Source organism: Roseburia sp. AF25-13LB (assembly GCF_003478915.1).
GTDB classification, from domain to species: Bacteria; Bacillota; Clostridia; order Lachnospirales; family Lachnospiraceae; genus Roseburia_C; species Roseburia_C amylophila.
In genome coordinates this window covers 1-16,899 of the sequence record NZ_QUFO01000008.1, presented here as the reverse complement: position 1 = coordinate 16,899, position 16,899 = coordinate 1, and the positions used below count along the sequence as shown (strand labels likewise).

The window sequence follows — 16,899 nt, the reverse complement described above, 5'->3', positions numbered from 1 at the left end:
GATGAATGGAAAAGTCAAAGACTGACCGGAGACTTTAATGTGTGCCAAGGCACATTCGTTGTTCTAAATGGGCTTGTATCGGGTGGAAGAATAGAATAGTATAAAAAGTAACAGGAGTTTTATGGAGAAAGGGTTTATATAGCTATGGAGATTAAATGTGAATACTGTGGCTCCATCATTAAGGAAACAGATGAAAAATGTCCTTACTGTGGAGCCACCAATCAGGCAGTAAAGCGTACTGCAGACCATACGCCAAAGACTATTGAAGAATTGCAGCAGTGGTATCAGGCGCGGAATCTGCCACCGTATGAAGTGACGAGATTCTTTATCGGAATCAATTACACACAGCCCAAAGCCTTTGGTATTTACCGGGAAGGACAGAATGTCATTGTCTATAAGAACAAGGCAAACGGCGAGCGGGCAATTCGCTATCAGGGAACGGATGAAGCCTATGCGGTAAATGAACTGTATCTTAAGTTAAAAGAGGAAATCTTAAACCAGAAGGAACATAATCGGGCTGGAAATGTAAGAAGCAGTTATGGAAATAACAGAAAGCCAATGTCAACAGGAAAGGTAATAGGAAGAACCTTTGCCGGGATTGGAGCATTCTTTCTTTTCTTCTTTGGTTCCTTTGTACTCTTTGTGTTAGATACATTATACCGGGGAATTGGAACAGCACTTTTTATTGCACTGATTGCCGCAGCACCTGTGGCAGTGATATTAGACCTTATTGTTTGTGGTTTAAGGGAAAAAAGTACGGTATTTGAAAAGATATATCAGGGATTTGCCGGAAAGAAATTCTTAACCTGTGCCGTTTGTTTCCTGATGTGCTTTTTAATCGTTCTGATTCCGATACATAATTACAAGAAGGCAAGTTATTACCAGTACCAAAATACGGTCTATGTACACAGCCACAATAACTGGTTCGAGTATGATGGTTATGACTATGATAAGATAGACAGCGATGAGGTACCGGATGATATTTTAAATAACCGTTCTGATTATGAAATGACTTATCAGAATGGCTATGACTGGGATAACAGCATTACCAATTTTGAAGACAGCAGATATTATGAAGAGCATTATGGCTCAGACAGCTCGGACAGCAGTTCAGACAGTGGATATGACTGGGATTCCAATGACAGCTGGGATTCTAATTCATCTGACTGGGATAGCGACTGGTAAATATTAATATATCATTTAGAAATTTATTTTTCTGTTAAGAATAATCTAAGAAATGAAATAGAATATCTTTAAGAACACTCCTTTTTCGTGTGCTTTACTAAGAGTAAAGAATGAAAAAGGGGTGTTTTTTATGATGCAGTCAGAACAGGAAGGACAACGAAATTTACAACAATCAGGAGCAGCCGGACAGCGGAATACACAACATGCAACGAACATAAAAAAGCGGAGCATGCGCCGGAAAAAAGCAAGAAGAATGCGAAGAATCAAAAGAATATTTGTGGCAGCAATAATTCTGCTGGTAGTTTTTGCCGCGGGCAGAACATCATTTGTGCAAGGCTTCTTAAATCACTGGAATGTAAAATCAGAGGCAACACTTACGGCAGAGGGGTATCCGGAAAGCCTTGTACAACTTTACGAGAAAAATGAAGAAGCAAGACAGTTTGTGCTTGATTATAAGAAGAATGGAAACAACGAGCAGCCGATTGATATTTCATCGGATGTAACAGATGGTAAAATACCGCTTTTCCTTCAGTGGGACGAGCGTTGGGGCTATAGAACCTATGGAGATAATTTCCTTGCAATTACAGGATGTGGTCCGACGGCATTGTCCATGGTCTATGTGGGACTGACCGGAGATACTTCCATGAATCCTTATGCCGTTGCCCAGATGGCACAGGAGGATGGCTTCTATGTCAATGGAAGCGGATCTTCCTGGAGTATGATGACGGAACTTGCCACAAAGCTTGGCTTATCCGCGCAGGAACTGAGCTTAAATGAAGACAGCATCCGGCAGGAATTATCCCAGGGACATCCGATTATCTGTATCATGGGACCGGGAGATTTTACCACATCCGGACATTTTGTTGTTTTAACAGGAGTAGATTCCGAAGGAAAAATAACAGTGAATGATTCCAATAGTAAAAAGAACAGTAATAAGGCATGGAAGATAGAAGACCTTATGAGCCAGATCCGGGATTTGTGGGTGTATCAGTAGAAGTGGCATTCTTTACGAAAATCTGCTATAATTCTTGATAAAATGATTTGAAAGGCGAGTGGGAAAGAGATAGGCAGTGGTTCTTCCGACAGTGATGTTGAAATATCTGGCTTATTCTCCGAAGTGAGGATGCCTGATAAGGACTGTTAGAGGCACTTAAAATTTCGGATGGAGTCCGGCAACGCTGGCACATGGAAGTGCCAGCGAGGTGCATATGAACATGGATGTGAATTTGCACCGGTTGCCAGAAGAAAATAAAAATGAAATCGAAATTCTTAGTGCCTCTTGCAGTTCTTATGGAGCATCCGGGTTCGGAGAATAAGCCAGATATTACATCGCACGAATGCCGGAAGAAAACCGGCATCACATTTCCCACTCCTTTACAAATATTTTAACAAGAAGGGAGCTATAGAACATGGAAACATGGTATTACGAAGTCGTATCCATCGATGGAGACTATGCAAATTTAAAGAGGACAGACATTGCTTCAGATGATTTGAAACTTGTGGCAAGAGCACTTCTTCCGGCAGAAATTATGGAGGGAAGCAAGTTAAAATACGAACTAATGCAGTATGAGATTATAGAATAACGGATAAAGGCGTTAGGGAAGATGAAAATCGAAGCGGCAAGGCGGGAGGTTTAGCAAAAATTATGAAAAAGGAAAAGGTTATTGGAATTGGGGTACTGCTTGGAATTGTTATTCTGGCAGTGATTGTAGTTGTAGTGGCAGGAAATCGGGGAAAAAATAAAACGAAGACTGAGACAGAAAATAAAACGGAAACAGAGACGCAGATGGAATCAGAATCAGAATCGGAAACAGAAACTGCACCTGCGGATAAAGAGTCTTTGGACGCAGACGAGCTGGTAGAAGAGAACTTTCGTCAGGCTGGAATTACAGAATATGAAAAAATAGATCTGGAAGATTATGAGAGCCAGGCAGGAATCGATTTATCAGAATATGTATCTTATCGGTTTTATTATGATAGCGATGGATTGAAAATTGAAGGATATTTCAGTGCACCAAAAGATTTACTGGATGGAAAAAAGACTTCCTGTCTTATTTATAATCATGGTGGAAATCAGGATTACGGAGCATTGGAAAATATAGAAACCTGCTTTTATGCATATCAGCTTCATACCATTTGCATTGCATCAAACTATAGGGGCTGTGGAAACAGTGAAGGAAAAGACCTGTTTGGCGGAGCGGATGTGGATGATGTTATCCGGCTTTTAGACTTGTGTGAACAATTTTCCTATATTGATAAGGATGCCATAAATATGATGGGTATTTCCAGAGGCGGAATGATGACTTATGAAGTGTTAAGAAGGGATGAGCGGGTGCATAAGGCAGTTGTCGTATCTGGCCTTTCCGATTGCTTTATGTCATATGAGGAAAGGAGTGATATGCAGACCATATTCGATTCTTTGGTAGGCGGTTCCCCGGAAGAGATGCCGGAGGAATATGAGAAACGTTCTGCAACCTATTGGGCGGATGAAATTAATACACCGCTGCTTATCATTCATGCTACCGGAGATGAAAAAGTATCCGTTGCACAGGCAGATAAATTAACAGAAGCATTAGAGCAGGCAGGAAAGACCTACGAATATATTACCTTTGATGGAAATTCCCACGGAGAAATCCGACTAGAGGATGGTGAGAAGATAAAGGCGTTTCTGGAAGGGCAGGAGCAGGAAGAAGATAGTGAAAAGAATAATGTAAAATAGTGAAAAAATAGTGTAATATTTCCTTCGCATGGTACTGTTGTATTCAAATAAGGTTTGTGAATTGCCGGAGAGCTCAAACAGCGAAAAATTGGAAGGAAGCCTTTCGTATCTAAAAAGTAGAGAAAAAGAATTGCTCTTGCTGCTCATGAAGAACTACAAAAGAGAGTTCACGCCTATTGAAGTCAGCAAAGAACTTAAGGTTACCAATAAGACGGTAACAAACTATGCAAAATGGGATGATTGATTTATATGTGAGAGGTAATAATTCTGTAGCTTATTCAGAGATATATTCATCGTTTGCATCAGAAAAAAATAGTTATATTTCTGATTTGTTGTTGCTGGTTATCAATAATGACAGCTCTAAGGTACGAAAACATGGAGAAACATATGAAGTTGCAGGTGTTCGATTTACAGCAGACCAGATTCCTAAAATAGATACAAATAAGTTATTAGAAATAAAAGCTTGTAACAATATAATTGATTTCGGACAGAATCATTACTTCAAATATGTTTCTTCAGACGGAAAAGAGCATGCATTATTTACAAATGACAAGGGTGTTGGGGTTCCCTACTCGGAACATATGCGGGGAGCAGAGCATGATGCAGTTGCTCAGAGATATGCTCATTTTTGGCGGTATATGATGAACGATGATCCTGTATATGTAGGATTGACTTATTCTAATGATGATATTGATGAATTTATGAAACATGCAGGCATAGAAAATGGCTTCTTTACTGTTAGAATGGGGAATCGGGAAGCAACACAATATTATACCAAAAGCGAAAACCATACTTTGGATATTCCATAAGGAGAAGATTTGTGGTGTTTGGAATACCCGTCAAATTATAGATTTTTGGAAAAAATTGATTAATCTCTGAGAGTCTATTTATATGTGTTGTAGTTATCAAGCAAAGGGATACTTATATCGTGTTACAGGACATGGTGTAGGTATCCTTTTTGCATATTATCTATAATCATTACATAAAAAAGTGCAAATGCACAAAAAATAGTAATGGCTCTTGAAGTGAAAATAATTTAGTAGTAAAATAACATTACCAAAATTCGTGCAATGCACAAAAATAAGGAGTGACACTATGGAGATTAAGAGAGATTCATACCTTGAACAGTTAAAGATAAGAAAAGATAACGGAATGATTAAGATTATCACAGGAATCAGGAGATGCGGCAAATCATTCCTGTTATTTGTGTTGTTTAAGAAGTATTTACTGGAGAGTGGCATAGATAATGACCACATCATTGAGATTGCTTTAGATGGCATTGAAAATGAGGAACTGAGAGATCCAAAGAAGTGTTATCAGCATATTAAAGAGCGGGTGGAAGATGACCGGAAGTATTATCTGCTCTTGGACGAAGTACAGTTTATGCCACGATTTGAGGAAGTGCTGAACAGTTTGCTTCGTATCAGTAACATTGATGTGTATGTAACCGGCAGTAATTCTAAATTTTTATCTAGTGACATTGTAACTGAATTTAGAGGCAGAGGAGATGAAATAAGAATTTATCCGTTGTCTTTTGCAGAGTTCTATGCGGCTTATGATGGAGATTATGATGATGCTTGGGAAGAATATATGATATACGGTGGTTTACCACAAGTGGCACAATTTTCTGTAGAACGCCAGAAGGCTGAGTATCTTAAAAATATTTTTACCAATGTTTATATCAAGGATGTGGTAGAGCGAAATAAAATTCAAAATGTTGATGAGATTGGAACTTTGGTGGACATTCTTGCTTCTGCCATAGGAGCACCTACCAATCCAACAAAAATATCAAATACTTTCAAAAGTGAGAGAGGTATCAATTACAGTAATAAAACTATATCCAATCATATTGATTATTTGGCAGAGGCATTTTTGATTTCTAAAGCGGACCGGTATGACATTAAGGGGAGAAAATATGTAGGAGCCAATCTGAAATACTATTTTTCGGATATAGGACTTAGAAATGCCAGACTAAACTTCAGACAGCAGGAGCCGACTCATATTATGGAAAACATTGTTTATAATGAGTTGCTTGTGCGTGGCTACAATGTAGATGTTGGTATTGTGGATGTATTTGCAAAGAATAGTGACGGAAAGAGAGTTCATAAGCAGCTAGAGGTTGATTTTGTAGTAAACCAGGGCAGTCAGAGATATTACATTCAGGTGGCTTATGATATGACTTCTGAGGAAAAACAAACACAGGAACTTAATTCACTCCGAAATATTCCGGATTCATTTAAGAAGATTGTTATAGTAAATGGAACAAAAAAGCCTTGGAGAAATGAGGAAGGCTTTGTGATCATGGGCATGAAATATTTTCTGCTCAATGAGGATAGTTTGGAGTTTTAGTATGGAAGGAGATGATAAGTGTTCTTTGGTGATAGATCCGAAATAAATAATAGTAAGTACTTTGAGATTTTGGATAAGGAAATAATGAGAAAGGTAAGTGGAGGTTACAATTTAGGCATGGCTTACGTTGAAAATTGCATATATGGTGGAACATGGGATGAGTATAAAACGAGAGAAAAATAATTTGACTTTTTCCAAAAAGAAAAATATAATGACTTCTGAACGAGTAGCAAAATTGCGTAAATCCAGTTTTGTTACTCGTTTTTGTAATTTTATAATGCAATGAAAAAGTGTGTAGCTTATCAGCGTAAGTCCAACTTATAAGATAGGTGCGCACTTTTTATATTGCCAAATATCCGTAAGAAGCTGCCAGTGGCAGCTTCTGCAGGTGGAAAAAGGAGGATTAAGTTAAGATGGCAGAAAGTAACAAGATGAAGGAAATGCCGGTAAATAAGCTCATGGTGCAGATGGGAATACCGATGATTTTATCTATGGCATTGCAGGCGGTTTATAACATTGTAGACAGTGCCTTTGTAGGAAACATGAAATCAGGAAGTGAGGCAGCACTTAATGCACTTACACTGGTGTTTCCGGTTCAGATGCTTATGGTAGCAGTGGGAATCGGAACCGGTGTGGGAACCAATGCACTTCTCGCGAGAACACTGGGAGAGGGAAAAAGTAAAAAAGCTGCAAAAGTTGCAGGAAACAGTTTATTTCTTGGAGTGATTATTTATGCAGTATGTCTGCTGTTTGGAATGTTTGGAGTAAAAGCATACATCTCATCCCAGACCGTTGATGCGGAAGTCATTGCAATGGGGACAAGCTACTTAAGAATATGCTGTGTGATTTCATTTGGAATTATTTCCTTCTCGCTATTTGAGAAAATGTTACAGGCAACCGGGCGTTCCATTTATTCAACAATTGGTCAGGTTGTGGGAGCAGTGGTAAATATTATTCTTGACCCAATTATGATTTATGGCATCGGACCGGTTCCTGAAATGGGAGTAAAGGGCGCAGCCTATGCAACCGTAATCGGACAGGTGGTATCAGCAGCATTGTTATTTATTTTCCATGTAAAATTAAATAAGGAATTTGAGCATGGTGTAAAGTTTATGAAACCAGAGGGCAGAATTATCAGGGAAATCTATGCAATCGGACTTCCGGCAATTATTGGACAGGCGCTTATGTCTATTATGGTTTATGTGATAAATCTGATTTTAAAATTCAGTCCTTCGGCTCAGACCGCATATGGATTGTTCTATAAAGTACAGCAGTTTGTACTCTTCCTTGCCTTTGGACTTAGAGATGCAATCACGCCGATTATTGCATTTGCCTATGGAATGCATAGCAAGAAGAGGATTCAGGATGGAATCAGATATGGCTTAATCTATACGATTGTGCTTATGATTGTGGGTGTGGCGATTACAGAAATTTTCCCTGGGGCTTTTGCAACATTATTTAATGCAGGACAGTCAAGGGAATATTTTATCGGAGCCATGAGAATTATTTCTATCAGCTTTATTTTCGCCGGAATCAATGTAGCATATCAGGGAATTTATCAGGCATTGGACGGCGGTTTGGAGTCGCTTGTGATTTCACTGCTCAGACAGCTTGTCATCATATTACCGCTGGCAGGTGTTTTCTCCAGTTTAGTCAGAAATGGACAGATGGACGTTTCCTTAATCTGGTGGGCATTCCCGATAACAGAGATTGCTGCATGCCTTGTGGGATATGTATTTTTAAAGAGAATCCGGAAGAATAAAGTGGAAAGTTTAAGTTAAGGAGGAGTCAGCTATGGCAAAAAGAATCATTACAATCAGCAGAGAGTTTGGAAGCGGCGGACGGTTTATGGGGAAAGAAGTGGCAAAAAACTTGGTACTGTATTTTTGCAGTACCTTTTCTTTTTCTGGAAAGTGAAGTATGATACAGAGGAAGAGTAGCTGCTTGACGACAGAAGAATTGGGTAACATAAGAAAAATGTGGAGGTAAATAAAAGGCATGCTGAATGTGAAAAATGCTGAAATAGCAGATTTAGAGCAAATTATTAAAATTTACAGATATGCACAGGATTATATGATAAAGTCCGGAAATCCGACTCAATGGGGACATTTTTACCCGGATGCAGATCTGATAAAATCTGATATTGATAAAAATGCATGTAAGGTAATATATGACAAGAATGGAATCCACGGGGTATTTGCATTGTTTGATGGTACAGAACCTACTTATAAGCATATTGAGGGCGGTAACTGGCTGAATGAAGAACCATATCTGACGATTCACAGGCTTGCCGGAGATGGTCAGGTACATGGCTTGTTTCCGTGTGCTTTAAACTATTGTAAAAAGATTTCTTTAAATATCAGGGTAGATACTCATGCGGATAATAAAACTATGCAAAGGCTGATTGAAAAGAATGGTTTTATAAAATGCGGTACGATATATGTAAAAAATGGAACAGCAAGAATAGCATATCAAAGGACTGATTTTCGGGCAGCAAGATTTGCAAGCATATCACTTAATACCACTAGGTCTGCGGCAAGAAGCGTAAGCTCATCGGTCGACAGGCATTCGGACAACTGGCAGGAAATTGTGGAGAGGTAAAAAAGATTTGTACAGTTTGACATAGTGGTTGTCCATAAGATATTTAGCGTTAACGGATCGTCCCTTTACAAACAGAATAAAAAAGCATATAATTCTTTTATAAAATATTTAATAAAAGAGGACAAAAAAACGGAAAATAAAGATAAAAGAAATATAGCAAGAAAAAAAGTCATCAATTATGTGCTGAATCATCCGGTTATGTCCAAAGCGGAGCTCGCGAAAGAATTAAATCTGAGTATGCCGACTGTGTTAGCAAACGTAAATGACCTGTTGGAGAAAAGACTGTTAGAAGAAGTGGGCGAGTATGCGTCGACAGGCGGACGAAAGGCAAAAAGTATAGGAATTAATAAGTCATATTGTCATGCAATGGGGCTTTTGATCACTGCGAATCATATCGAAATGGTACTGGTAAATCTTGGAGATGAGATCGTAAAAAAAGACCGCATCCGTTTAAAATTTACGGCAGAATTATCCTACTGTACAGAGGTGGCACAAAAGGTTGAAACTTTTCTGGCAGACGAGCCTGCGAAGGAGACACTGCTTGGAATTGGTATTGCGATCCCGGGAATTATCGATCAGAAAGAACGGATTGTTTTAAAATCCCACGCGTTAGGGATAGAGAACTATAGTCTCCGCTTTTTAGAGCAGGCTGTGGGAATGCCGGTGTATTTTGAAAATGATGCCAATGCAGCCATGCTTGCAGAAAAAAAGCAGAAGTATCCCAATGCGATATATCTGTCTTTGAATCATACATTAGGCGGTGCTTTCTGCATAGATGGAAAGTTGTATCGCGGACAAAACCAGAAAGCAGGAGAGTTTGGTCATATGATACTTGTTCCCGGTGGAAAAAAATGTTATTGTGGTAAATCAGGATGCGCGGATGCATATTGTGCTGCAAGTGTACTGACGGAAGATAACAGGCAGTCGCTGGATGCATTTATGGAAAATCTTGAAAGTGGAGATAAAAAGGTTTTACAGATATGGAATGAGTATCTGGATCATCTTGCTGTTTTGATATCAAATCTACGGATGGCATATGATATGGATATCATACTGGGGGGCGATGTCGGAGGTGTACTCTCAGATTATATGATACCTTTGGGAGAAAAAGTGATGGCATATAATGGTTTTGAACATGATGTTTCATACCTGAAGAACTGTTCGTACAGGAAAGAAGCGTCGGCTGTTGGAGCTGCGAAATATTTTTTTGCGGAACATATGATGGAAATATAAATTATTATAGTGTGAAAACAGAGTGAAGTGTGAGCAAAAAAACGGAAAGGAAACGATAAGTGAGGTTTTCTTTCCGTTTTTTTGTGCGTTGATTAGAAAATATATACAAAAAGCATATCTGCAAATTGTGCAATGCGTAAAATTGAGAGAAATATATTGACAAAATATGTTTAAAGGATGATAATGTAATTACTTTAATAAAACATTTAATAAAACATAAAATAAAACAATATAAAAAAGGAGGAAGCAATTATGTTACAGCAGGTAATGACAAATCCAGGAGAAATTATTTTCAGAGAGGTTCCGGTTCCGGAGGTAAAGGAAAATCAGGTTTTGGTAAAGATTATGAATATTGGTGTCTGTGGATCAGATATTCATGTTTATCATGGAAAACATCCGTTTACAAAATATCCGGTAACACAGGGACATGAGGTTTCCGGTGAGATCACAGAACTTGGAAAAAATGTCACAGAGTTTCATGTGGGACAGAAGGTGACGATAGAGCCACAGGTATATTGTGGACACTGCTATCCATGCCGTCATGGAAAGTATAATCTCTGTGAGGAATTAAAAGTAATGGGATTTCAAACGACAGGAACAGCATCTGAGTATTTTGCAGTGGATGCATCTAAAGTAACACCTATTCCAGAAGATATGTCCTATGAAGAAGGAGCTATGATCGAACCTCTTGCTGTGGCAGTTCATGGTGTAAAACAGATGGGTGATGTGGCTGGCATGAATATTGCAGTCCTTGGAGCGGGACCGATCGGAAATCTTGTAGCACAGGCAGCAAAAGGAATGGGGGCAGCGAAAGTGATGATCACAGATATCAGTGATCTTAGACTGGCAAAGGCAAAAGAATGTGGAATTGATGTGTGTGTGAATACCAAAGATAAAGACTTTGGTGAGGCAATGATCGAAGCATTTGGACCGGATAAGGCGGATGTAATCTACGACTGTGCCGGAAACAATATCACAATGGGACAGGCAATTAAATATGCAAGAAAAGGAAGCACGATTGTACTGGTGGCTGTTTTTGCAGGAATGGCAGAAGTAGATCTTGCAGTGGCAAATGACCACGAACTTGACATTAAGAGCACGATGATGTACCGCCATGATGATTATATAGATGGAATCAGACTGGTAAATGAGGGCAAAGTTCATTTGAAACCGCTTATCTCAAAGACATTTGCTTTTAAAGATTATCTGAAGGCATACCAGTATATTGATGATAACCGCGAGACAACGATGAAAGTAATTATCAACGTCAGTGAAAAGTAAGGAGTTCGTATGGAAAATAAATATGGAATTGTCGGAGTTGCCCATGTCGGGCTTCCGACAAACGATTTACAGAAAACAGTTGAGTTTTATAGGGGTCTTGGATTTGAAGTAATTATGCAGACTTATAATGAAAAAGCAGGGGAAAAAGTGGCATTTTTACAGATAAAAAATTACTGTATAGAGACTTTTGAAAATGGGCAGGCGGCAATGTCAGACGGTGCATACCAGCATGTTGCTCTTGATGTGGAAGACATTGAGAGTATATATCAGAAAATCTGCAATGAAAAATACACAGTTATCACAGACGGAATCGAAGAACTGCCATTTTGGGAAAATGGTGTGAAGTTTTTTATGATTAAGGGACCAAATGAGGAAAGAATAGAGTTCTGTCAGAAACTCTGATAAAAACAGGAGGGACATATGGGAAGCGAAAACAAAAATGGAAAAGTACCGCTGATCAGTAAGATTGCATATGGGTTTGGTGATGTTGGATGTAATTTCAGCTGGATGTTTGTCAGTAATTTTCTGATGATATTTTATACAGACGTGTTCGGAATCAGTATGGCGGCTGTGTCAGCACTTATGCTTTTTTCAAGATTCTGGGATGCAATCAATGATCCAATCGTCGGGGGACTTACAGATAAAACAAAATCGAGATGGGGACGGTACCGTCCATGGTTGTTAGTAGCGGCACCAATCACAGCGATTCTTCTTGTTATGACATTCTGGGCAAGACCCGACTGGCCGCAGAATGGAAAGATTATTTATATGGTAATTACATATTGTCTGCTGGTTTTGGGGTATACCTGTGTGAATATTCCATATGGAACCTTGTGTGGTGCTATGACACAGGATATTGATGAACGTGCAAAAATAAATACATCCCGTTCGGTTGCAGCGATGATTGCAATTGGTGTGTTAAATATTATCACAGTTCCACTGCTCAGCAAATTCGGCAGTCATAGTGCAAAGACAGGATATCTGACGGTTGCGGTCATATATGGATGTATTTTTACAGCCTGTCATTTCTTCTGCTTTGCGAAGACGAAAGAGGCAGTGATTACTCCGGAAAAAGAAAAAATTTCTGTAAAGGTTCAGTTGAAAGCGGTTATGCAGAACAGACCATATCTTCTTGCATTGGCAGGACAGATATTATTTGGATTTACACTGTACGGTAGAAACGCAGATATTCTGTATTACTTTACATATGTGGAAGGGAATGCCTCCTACTACACAACTTATTCGATGTGCATCATTATTCCTTCTATCATCGGGGCAGCCTGTTTTCAACCATTATTCCGCAAGTTGAATAACAAAGGAAGAACAGCATCTCTCTTTGCTTTATTTACAGGAATTTCCATGTTGTCTATGTTTTTCTTTAATGCCAAAGAATCACCGGCTATTTTTTATGCTTTATCTGGTCTGACACAGTTTTTCTTCTCTGGATTTAATACTGCAATCTATGCAATTATTCCAGACTGTGTGGAATATGGGGAGTGGAAAACCGGACTTAGAAATGATGGTTTTCAGTATGCATTTATTTCACTTGGAAATAAAATCGGAATGGCAGTTGGAACAGCACTTTTAGCAGGATTACTTGGAAAATGTGGCTATATTGCAAATCAGACACAGAATGCGGCTGTACTTTCAATTATGAAACATGCATTTACGACGATTCCGGGTGCACTGTGGATTGTGACTGCGGTTGTATTATTTTTCTACCGGTTAAATAAAAAACGTTATAACGAGATTGTGGAGGAACTGAAAAATGGAAGAAAAAGTTGATATCGTGGCATTGGGAGAATTGCTGATTGATTTTACGGAAGCAGGACACAGTCAGGATGGGAGAAAATTGTTCGAACAGAATCCCGGCGGTGCTCCGGCAAATCTTCTAACCGTTGCAAGCCACTTTGGGTATCGCACATCTTTTATTGGAAAAGTTGGAAACGATATGCATGGTAAATTTTTAAAGAAGACATTGCAAAAGGAAGGAATCAATACAGATGCTATTGTTGAAGACCCGGGTTATTTTACAACGTTGGCATTTGTGGAAATCGGTGAAAGTGGAGAACGGAATTTTTCTTTTGCAAGAAAACCAGGTGCAGATACACAGTTAAAAAAAGAAGAACTGGATCAGACATTAATTTCAGGTTGTAGAATTTTTCATTTTGGATCATTATCGCTGACAGATGAACCGGCAGAAAGTACAACGATTGAAGCGGTAAAAATGGCAAAAGCAGCGGGTGCATTTATTTCCTATGATCCGAATTATCGACCGTCTCTTTGGAAGAGCAAAGAGGATGCAGTGAAAAAAATGAGATCTGTCATAGAATTGGTAGATGTCATGAAGGTATCGGATGAAGAGAGTATTTTGTTGACAGAGGCCGAAAGTTATGAGCAGGCCGCAGACCAACTCCTTGCTATGGGACCAAAGCTGGTAGCCATTACATTGGGAGAACAGGGTGTTCTTATGGCAACAAAAAGCAGAAAAGAAATCATCAAAGCATTTCAGATACATGCGGTCGACACGACTGGGGCAGGTGATTCATTCTGGGGAGGCGTATTATGCAGTATCCTTTCCATGAATAAGAATGTTGAAAAAATGAAATGGGAAGAAATCAAAAAGTGTGCTGTTTTGGGAAATGCAGTTGCTGGATTGTGTGTGCAAAAGAGAGGTGGCATCCCTGCGATTCCGACAAAAGAAGCAGTGTTTGAATTTATGCAGAAATAATGAATGTATATGACAAAATTGGGGCTATAAAAACGCCCCTATTTTTAACAAAAATATAAGCAGGACAACTTTCGATATTTGCTCCTGCTTGTATTTTATGTAAATTACGATAAGTTTTATTCCCTGTGTTCTTCGCCCCATGTACAGTCTGATTCTGGTGTAGTCTTTAAATGCTTTTCTGATTCCCAACAATCAATGCGGAGCATATAGCCAGCAGATATATAAACATCAATACTATTAAGCTGTGGATTGTATTCTGCAAATATTATTCTCGTCGTATTTTATCTCCTTATCATTCAATCAATCATTTGTTACAAAAATCAGAAGCATTTCAATCAGTTCACCATGTCACTTTCATTTTGTGTTATAATGTGTTATCAGATTTCTTGGTCTCCGCTGCCGCTTCGGTCGGCACAGAGCAGAGGTCCACTGGACCTCTTGTGCCCTTGTATTTGCCCTTATCAGAGTTCGTAAACACTGGTGCGATGATATAATACAAGGGAAACAATAAGGGAAAGCTCACCTGCGATAAATTCAGTATTTTCAAGGGTTTGCGGAGAATTTAATAACAAAATATAACAGTTATTAAATCTCTTAAAACAGGTGAAATCTCAATTCCAGTTTGGAGAATTGAAAAAAACGGAATTTACCTATTAAGACATATAAACTCTTGACAATAAAGCTCCTATATAGTATGTTTTTAATAAACTACTATATAGGAGCTTTTGTATGGAAATGAATGGAGGATTTCTTGTCACCAAAATAAAACAGCTTGGAGACCGGATTTTCGAGAAGATTCTCAGTGAAAAGGATATTGATGCGTTTAATGGAGCTCAGGGACGTATTCTTTATGTGCTGTGGCAGGAGGATGGTATCTCAATCAGGTCACTCTCGACTAAATGCGGATTAGCGATAACATCTCTTACTACGATGCTGGAAAGAATGGAAAATCAAGGGCTGATAAGCCGTGTTCAGTCTGAAACGGACAAAAGGAAAACACTCCTGTTTCTGACTGAGAAAGCACATGCCTTAAAGGGAGAGTACGATTCTGTATCTGATGAGATGGGCAGTATTTACTACAAAGGTTTTTCAGAGGAAGAAATTACCCGGTTTGAGGAATGCCTCGACCGCATCAGAAAGAATCTTGAGGAGTGGCAGAAGTCATGAGTATTTGTATCAAAGATCAGATTCAGAACATGAATATCGTCATTGGCTGCACAGTGGGGTGTACATATTGCTATGCCCGCAACAACGTGAAACGCTGGCATATGATTGATGATTTCGCTGACCCTGAATTCTTTCCGGGTAAGCTTAAGATGATGGAAAAGAAACGTCCGCAGAACTTTCTTCTTACCGGCATGAGCGATCTCTCTGGATGGAAGCCGGAATGGAGAGACGAGGTATTTGCAAAGATCCGTGAAAATCCACAGCATCAGTTCCTGTTCCTTACCAAGCGACCTGATTTGCTGGATTTTGATACCGATCTGGAAAACGCATGGTTTGGCGTTACGGTGACGAGGAAAGCAGAACGGTGGCGTATCGACGCCCTTCGGAAAAACGTCAGAGCAAAACATTACCATGTTACCTTTGAGCCGTTATTCGATGATCTCGGCACAGTTGACCTTTCTGGAATCAATTGGATCGTTGTCGGCACCATGACCGGAGCTCAGAGCAGGAAGATTCATACGGAGCCGGAATGGGCATGGTCTCTGACGGACCAGGCACATAAGCTCGGCATTCCGGTGTTTATGAAGGAAGACCTTGTCCCTATCATAGGGGATGAAAATATGATTCAGGAAATGCCGGAAGAATTTAATAAAGTGTTAGAGGTACAGAAATCATGGAAGAAGTAATAAATGGAATCCTCATTCGTGAGGTGGAAACAAAGAATATCATGACTAAGTCTAGTCTGCCGGTAGGCGGTTACTCGGTCAATCCCTATGTGGGCTGTACACATGCCTGCAAGTATTGCTATGCTTCTTTTATGAAGCGCTTTACTGGCCACAAGGAGGAATGGGGCACTTTCCTTGATGTGAAGCATTGGCCGGAAATTAAAAATCCGAAGAAATATGCCGGACAGCGGGTGGTCATCGGTTCTGTGACAGATGGCTACAATCCACAGGAGGAGCAATTCGGGAATACCAGAAAACTTCTGGAGCAGCTGATCGGCAGTGACGCAGATATTCTGATCTGCACAAAGTCGGATCTTGTGGTACGGGATATTGATCTGTTGAAGAAGCTTGGACGTGTAACCGTTTCATGGTCGATCAACACACTAGATGAAAATTTCAAGAACGATATGGACTCTGCTTCGAGCATTGAGCGCCGTATCACTGCTATGAAGCAGGTATATGAGGCAGGTATCCGTACAGTCTGTTTCGTATCCCCGGTATTCCCCGGTATCACGGATTTTGAAGCAATCTTTGAGCGGGTAAAGAATCAGTGCGATCTGTTCTGGCTCGAAAATCTCAATCTTCGAGGCGGTTTCAAAAAGACAATTATGGATTATATCGCCGGAAAATATCCTGATCTTGTACCACTTTACGACGAGATCTATAACAAGCATAATCGCAGCTACTTTGAAGCACTTGAAGTAAAAGCTGAGAAAATGGCTAAGAAGTATGATTGTGCCTTTGTGGATAATGAAATGCCTTATGGCAGAGTCCCGCAGGGGCATCCGGTGATCGTAGATTATTTCTATCATGAGGAAATCCGTGGGACAGAGAATACCGGAAAAAGAAATCGCTAAATTCCAGTTGTGCGCCCAGCTAAGGGTGTGTAGTCAAGCCGGTGGAATTCC

17 protein-coding genes and 2 pseudogenes are annotated in these 16,899 nt (G+C 39.6%); 17 read left to right on the top strand and 2 right to left on the bottom strand.

Features of this window, described 5'->3' with window-relative positions:
- Window positions 1-144: 144 nt before the first annotated feature.
- The 9 genes and pseudogenes from DWY37_RS11290 to DWY37_RS11250 form a co-directional block, all read left to right on the top strand.
- A complete protein-coding gene (locus DWY37_RS11290) occupies window positions 145-1,185 on the top strand; it encodes a zinc ribbon domain-containing protein (RefSeq protein WP_118173230.1) in 1,041 nt (346 codons plus the stop codon).
- A gap of 130 nt (window positions 1,186-1,315) precedes the next feature.
- The gene (locus DWY37_RS11285; RefSeq protein WP_243092122.1) at window positions 1,316-2,179 is read left to right on the top strand and encodes a C39 family peptidase; all 864 of its coding nucleotides are present in this window, start codon (window positions 1,316-1,318) and stop codon (window positions 2,177-2,179) included.
- Between the two features lie 415 nt (window positions 2,180-2,594).
- Complete coding sequence (locus tag DWY37_RS11280; RefSeq protein WP_022244059.1) at window positions 2,595-2,768, top strand: hypothetical protein; 174 nt, start codon at window positions 2,595-2,597, stop codon at window positions 2,766-2,768.
- 62 nt (window positions 2,769-2,830) lie between these two features.
- Window positions 2,831-3,904, top strand: coding sequence for an alpha/beta hydrolase family protein (locus DWY37_RS11275; protein WP_118544536.1), 1,074 nt, complete (start codon window positions 2,831-2,833; stop codon window positions 3,902-3,904).
- Between the two features lie 224 nt (window positions 3,905-4,128).
- A complete protein-coding gene (locus tag DWY37_RS11265; RefSeq protein ID WP_147403592.1) occupies window positions 4,129-4,713 on the top strand; it encodes a hypothetical protein in 585 nt (194 codons plus the stop codon).
- A 286-nt stretch (window positions 4,714-4,999) separates the two neighbouring features.
- Window positions 5,000-6,253 (top strand): ATP-binding protein, encoded by a 1,254-nt coding sequence (locus DWY37_RS11260; RefSeq protein WP_022244062.1) that lies wholly within the window; start codon window positions 5,000-5,002, stop codon window positions 6,251-6,253.
- Between the two features lie 18 nt (window positions 6,254-6,271).
- Window positions 6,272-6,436 carry a hypothetical protein gene (locus DWY37_RS15850; RefSeq protein WP_158561519.1) on the top strand — a complete coding sequence of 55 codons (165 nt, stop codon included), beginning with the start codon at window positions 6,272-6,274 and terminating at the stop codon, window positions 6,434-6,436.
- Window positions 6,437-6,666: 230 nt separating this feature from the next.
- Complete coding sequence (locus DWY37_RS11255) at window positions 6,667-8,034, top strand: MATE family efflux transporter (RefSeq protein ID WP_118173228.1); 1,368 nt, start codon at window positions 6,667-6,669, stop codon at window positions 8,032-8,034.
- A 13-nt stretch (window positions 8,035-8,047) separates the two neighbouring features.
- Window positions 8,048-8,140: pseudogene (locus DWY37_RS11250) on the top strand (cytidylate kinase family protein); the annotation flags it as partial.
- 584 nt (window positions 8,141-8,724) lie between these two features.
- On the opposite strand, the gene DWY37_RS16490 reads toward DWY37_RS11250, so the two are convergent.
- A complete protein-coding gene (locus tag DWY37_RS16490; RefSeq protein ID WP_416390273.1) occupies window positions 8,725-8,877 on the bottom strand; it encodes a DUF6774 domain-containing protein in 153 nt (50 codons plus the stop codon).
- Window position 8,878: 1 nt separating this feature from the next.
- Here DWY37_RS16490 and DWY37_RS11240 point away from each other — a divergent pair, with 1 nt between their 5' ends.
- From DWY37_RS11240 to DWY37_RS11220, 5 genes are all read left to right on the top strand, one after another.
- Window positions 8,879-10,087: an ROK family transcriptional regulator gene (locus DWY37_RS11240; protein ID WP_330414784.1), complete on the top strand. Its 1,209-nt coding sequence runs from the start codon at window positions 8,879-8,881 to the stop codon at window positions 10,085-10,087.
- Window positions 10,088-10,339: 252 nt separating this feature from the next.
- Window positions 10,340-11,368: a zinc-dependent alcohol dehydrogenase gene (locus DWY37_RS11235; protein ID WP_117841974.1), complete on the top strand. Its 1,029-nt coding sequence runs from the start codon at window positions 10,340-10,342 to the stop codon at window positions 11,366-11,368.
- A gap of 9 nt (window positions 11,369-11,377) precedes the next feature.
- Window positions 11,378-11,770 carry a VOC family protein gene (locus tag DWY37_RS11230; RefSeq protein ID WP_117841973.1) on the top strand — a complete coding sequence of 131 codons (393 nt, stop codon included), beginning with the start codon at window positions 11,378-11,380 and terminating at the stop codon, window positions 11,768-11,770.
- Between the two features lie 18 nt (window positions 11,771-11,788).
- Complete coding sequence (locus DWY37_RS11225; RefSeq protein ID WP_117841972.1) at window positions 11,789-13,153, top strand: MFS transporter; 1,365 nt, start codon at window positions 11,789-11,791, stop codon at window positions 13,151-13,153.
- A complete protein-coding gene (locus DWY37_RS11220) occupies window positions 13,137-14,099 on the top strand; it encodes a carbohydrate kinase family protein (RefSeq protein WP_118173227.1) in 963 nt (320 codons plus the stop codon). Before DWY37_RS11225 ends, DWY37_RS11220 begins: the two co-directional genes overlap by 17 nt.
- A gap of 143 nt (window positions 14,100-14,242) precedes the next feature.
- Here the strand turns inward: DWY37_RS11220 and DWY37_RS11215 are convergent.
- A pseudogene (locus DWY37_RS11215) lies at window positions 14,243-14,368 on the bottom strand (DUF6061 family protein); the annotation flags it as partial.
- Window positions 14,369-14,828: 460 nt separating this feature from the next.
- On the opposite strand from DWY37_RS11215, the gene DWY37_RS11205 reads away from it, so the two are divergent.
- From DWY37_RS11205 to DWY37_RS11195, 3 genes are read left to right on the top strand one after another with little or no spacing between them, the layout of a single operon-like run.
- On the top strand, window positions 14,829-15,266 hold the full coding sequence (locus tag DWY37_RS11205; RefSeq protein ID WP_117841969.1) for a radical SAM mobile pair system MarR family transcriptional regulator: 438 nt from the start codon (window positions 14,829-14,831) through the stop codon (window positions 15,264-15,266).
- On the top strand, window positions 15,263-15,952 hold the full coding sequence (locus DWY37_RS11200) for a radical SAM mobile pair protein A (RefSeq protein WP_118173226.1): 690 nt from the start codon (window positions 15,263-15,265) through the stop codon (window positions 15,950-15,952). The genes DWY37_RS11205 and DWY37_RS11200 overlap by 4 nt, the downstream gene beginning before the upstream one ends.
- Window positions 15,940-16,848: a radical SAM mobile pair protein B gene (locus DWY37_RS11195; protein ID WP_118173225.1), complete on the top strand. Its 909-nt coding sequence runs from the start codon at window positions 15,940-15,942 to the stop codon at window positions 16,846-16,848. Before DWY37_RS11200 ends, DWY37_RS11195 begins: the two co-directional genes overlap by 13 nt.
- Window positions 16,849-16,899 lie beyond the last annotated feature (51 nt).

Bases quoted from the DNA above. Each gene is read 5' to 3' on its own strand.
- DWY37_RS11255 (WP_118173228.1), top strand. From the start codon at position 6,667: ATGGCAGAAAGTAACAAGATGAAGGAAATGCCGGTAAATAAGCTCATG.
- DWY37_RS11220 (WP_118173227.1), top strand. From the start codon at position 13,137: ATGGAAGAAAAAGTTGATATCGTGGCATTGGGAGAATTGCTGATTGAT.
- DWY37_RS11235 (WP_117841974.1), top strand. From the start codon at position 10,340: ATGTTACAGCAGGTAATGACAAATCCAGGAGAAATTATTTTCAGAGAG.
- DWY37_RS11260 (WP_022244062.1), top strand. From the start codon at position 5,000: ATGGAGATTAAGAGAGATTCATACCTTGAACAGTTAAAGATAAGAAAA.
- DWY37_RS16490 (WP_416390273.1), bottom strand. From the start codon at position 8,877: ATGTCAAACTGTACAAATCTTTTTTACCTCTCCACAATTTCCTGCCAG.
- DWY37_RS11205 (WP_117841969.1), top strand. From the start codon at position 14,829: ATGGAAATGAATGGAGGATTTCTTGTCACCAAAATAAAACAGCTTGGA.
- DWY37_RS11275 (WP_118544536.1), top strand. From the start codon at position 2,831: ATGAAAAAGGAAAAGGTTATTGGAATTGGGGTACTGCTTGGAATTGTT.
- DWY37_RS11195 (WP_118173225.1), top strand. From the start codon at position 15,940: ATGGAAGAAGTAATAAATGGAATCCTCATTCGTGAGGTGGAAACAAAG.
- DWY37_RS11200 (WP_118173226.1), top strand. From the start codon at position 15,263: ATGAGTATTTGTATCAAAGATCAGATTCAGAACATGAATATCGTCATT.
- DWY37_RS11280 (WP_022244059.1), top strand. From the start codon at position 2,595: ATGGAAACATGGTATTACGAAGTCGTATCCATCGATGGAGACTATGCA.
- DWY37_RS11225 (WP_117841972.1), top strand. From the start codon at position 11,789: ATGGGAAGCGAAAACAAAAATGGAAAAGTACCGCTGATCAGTAAGATT.
- DWY37_RS11290 (WP_118173230.1), top strand. From the start codon at position 145: ATGGAGATTAAATGTGAATACTGTGGCTCCATCATTAAGGAAACAGAT.
- DWY37_RS11285 (WP_243092122.1), top strand. From the start codon at position 1,316: ATGATGCAGTCAGAACAGGAAGGACAACGAAATTTACAACAATCAGGA.
- DWY37_RS11265 (WP_147403592.1), top strand. From the start codon at position 4,129: ATGCAAAATGGGATGATTGATTTATATGTGAGAGGTAATAATTCTGTA.
- DWY37_RS11230 (WP_117841973.1), top strand. From the start codon at position 11,378: ATGGAAAATAAATATGGAATTGTCGGAGTTGCCCATGTCGGGCTTCCG.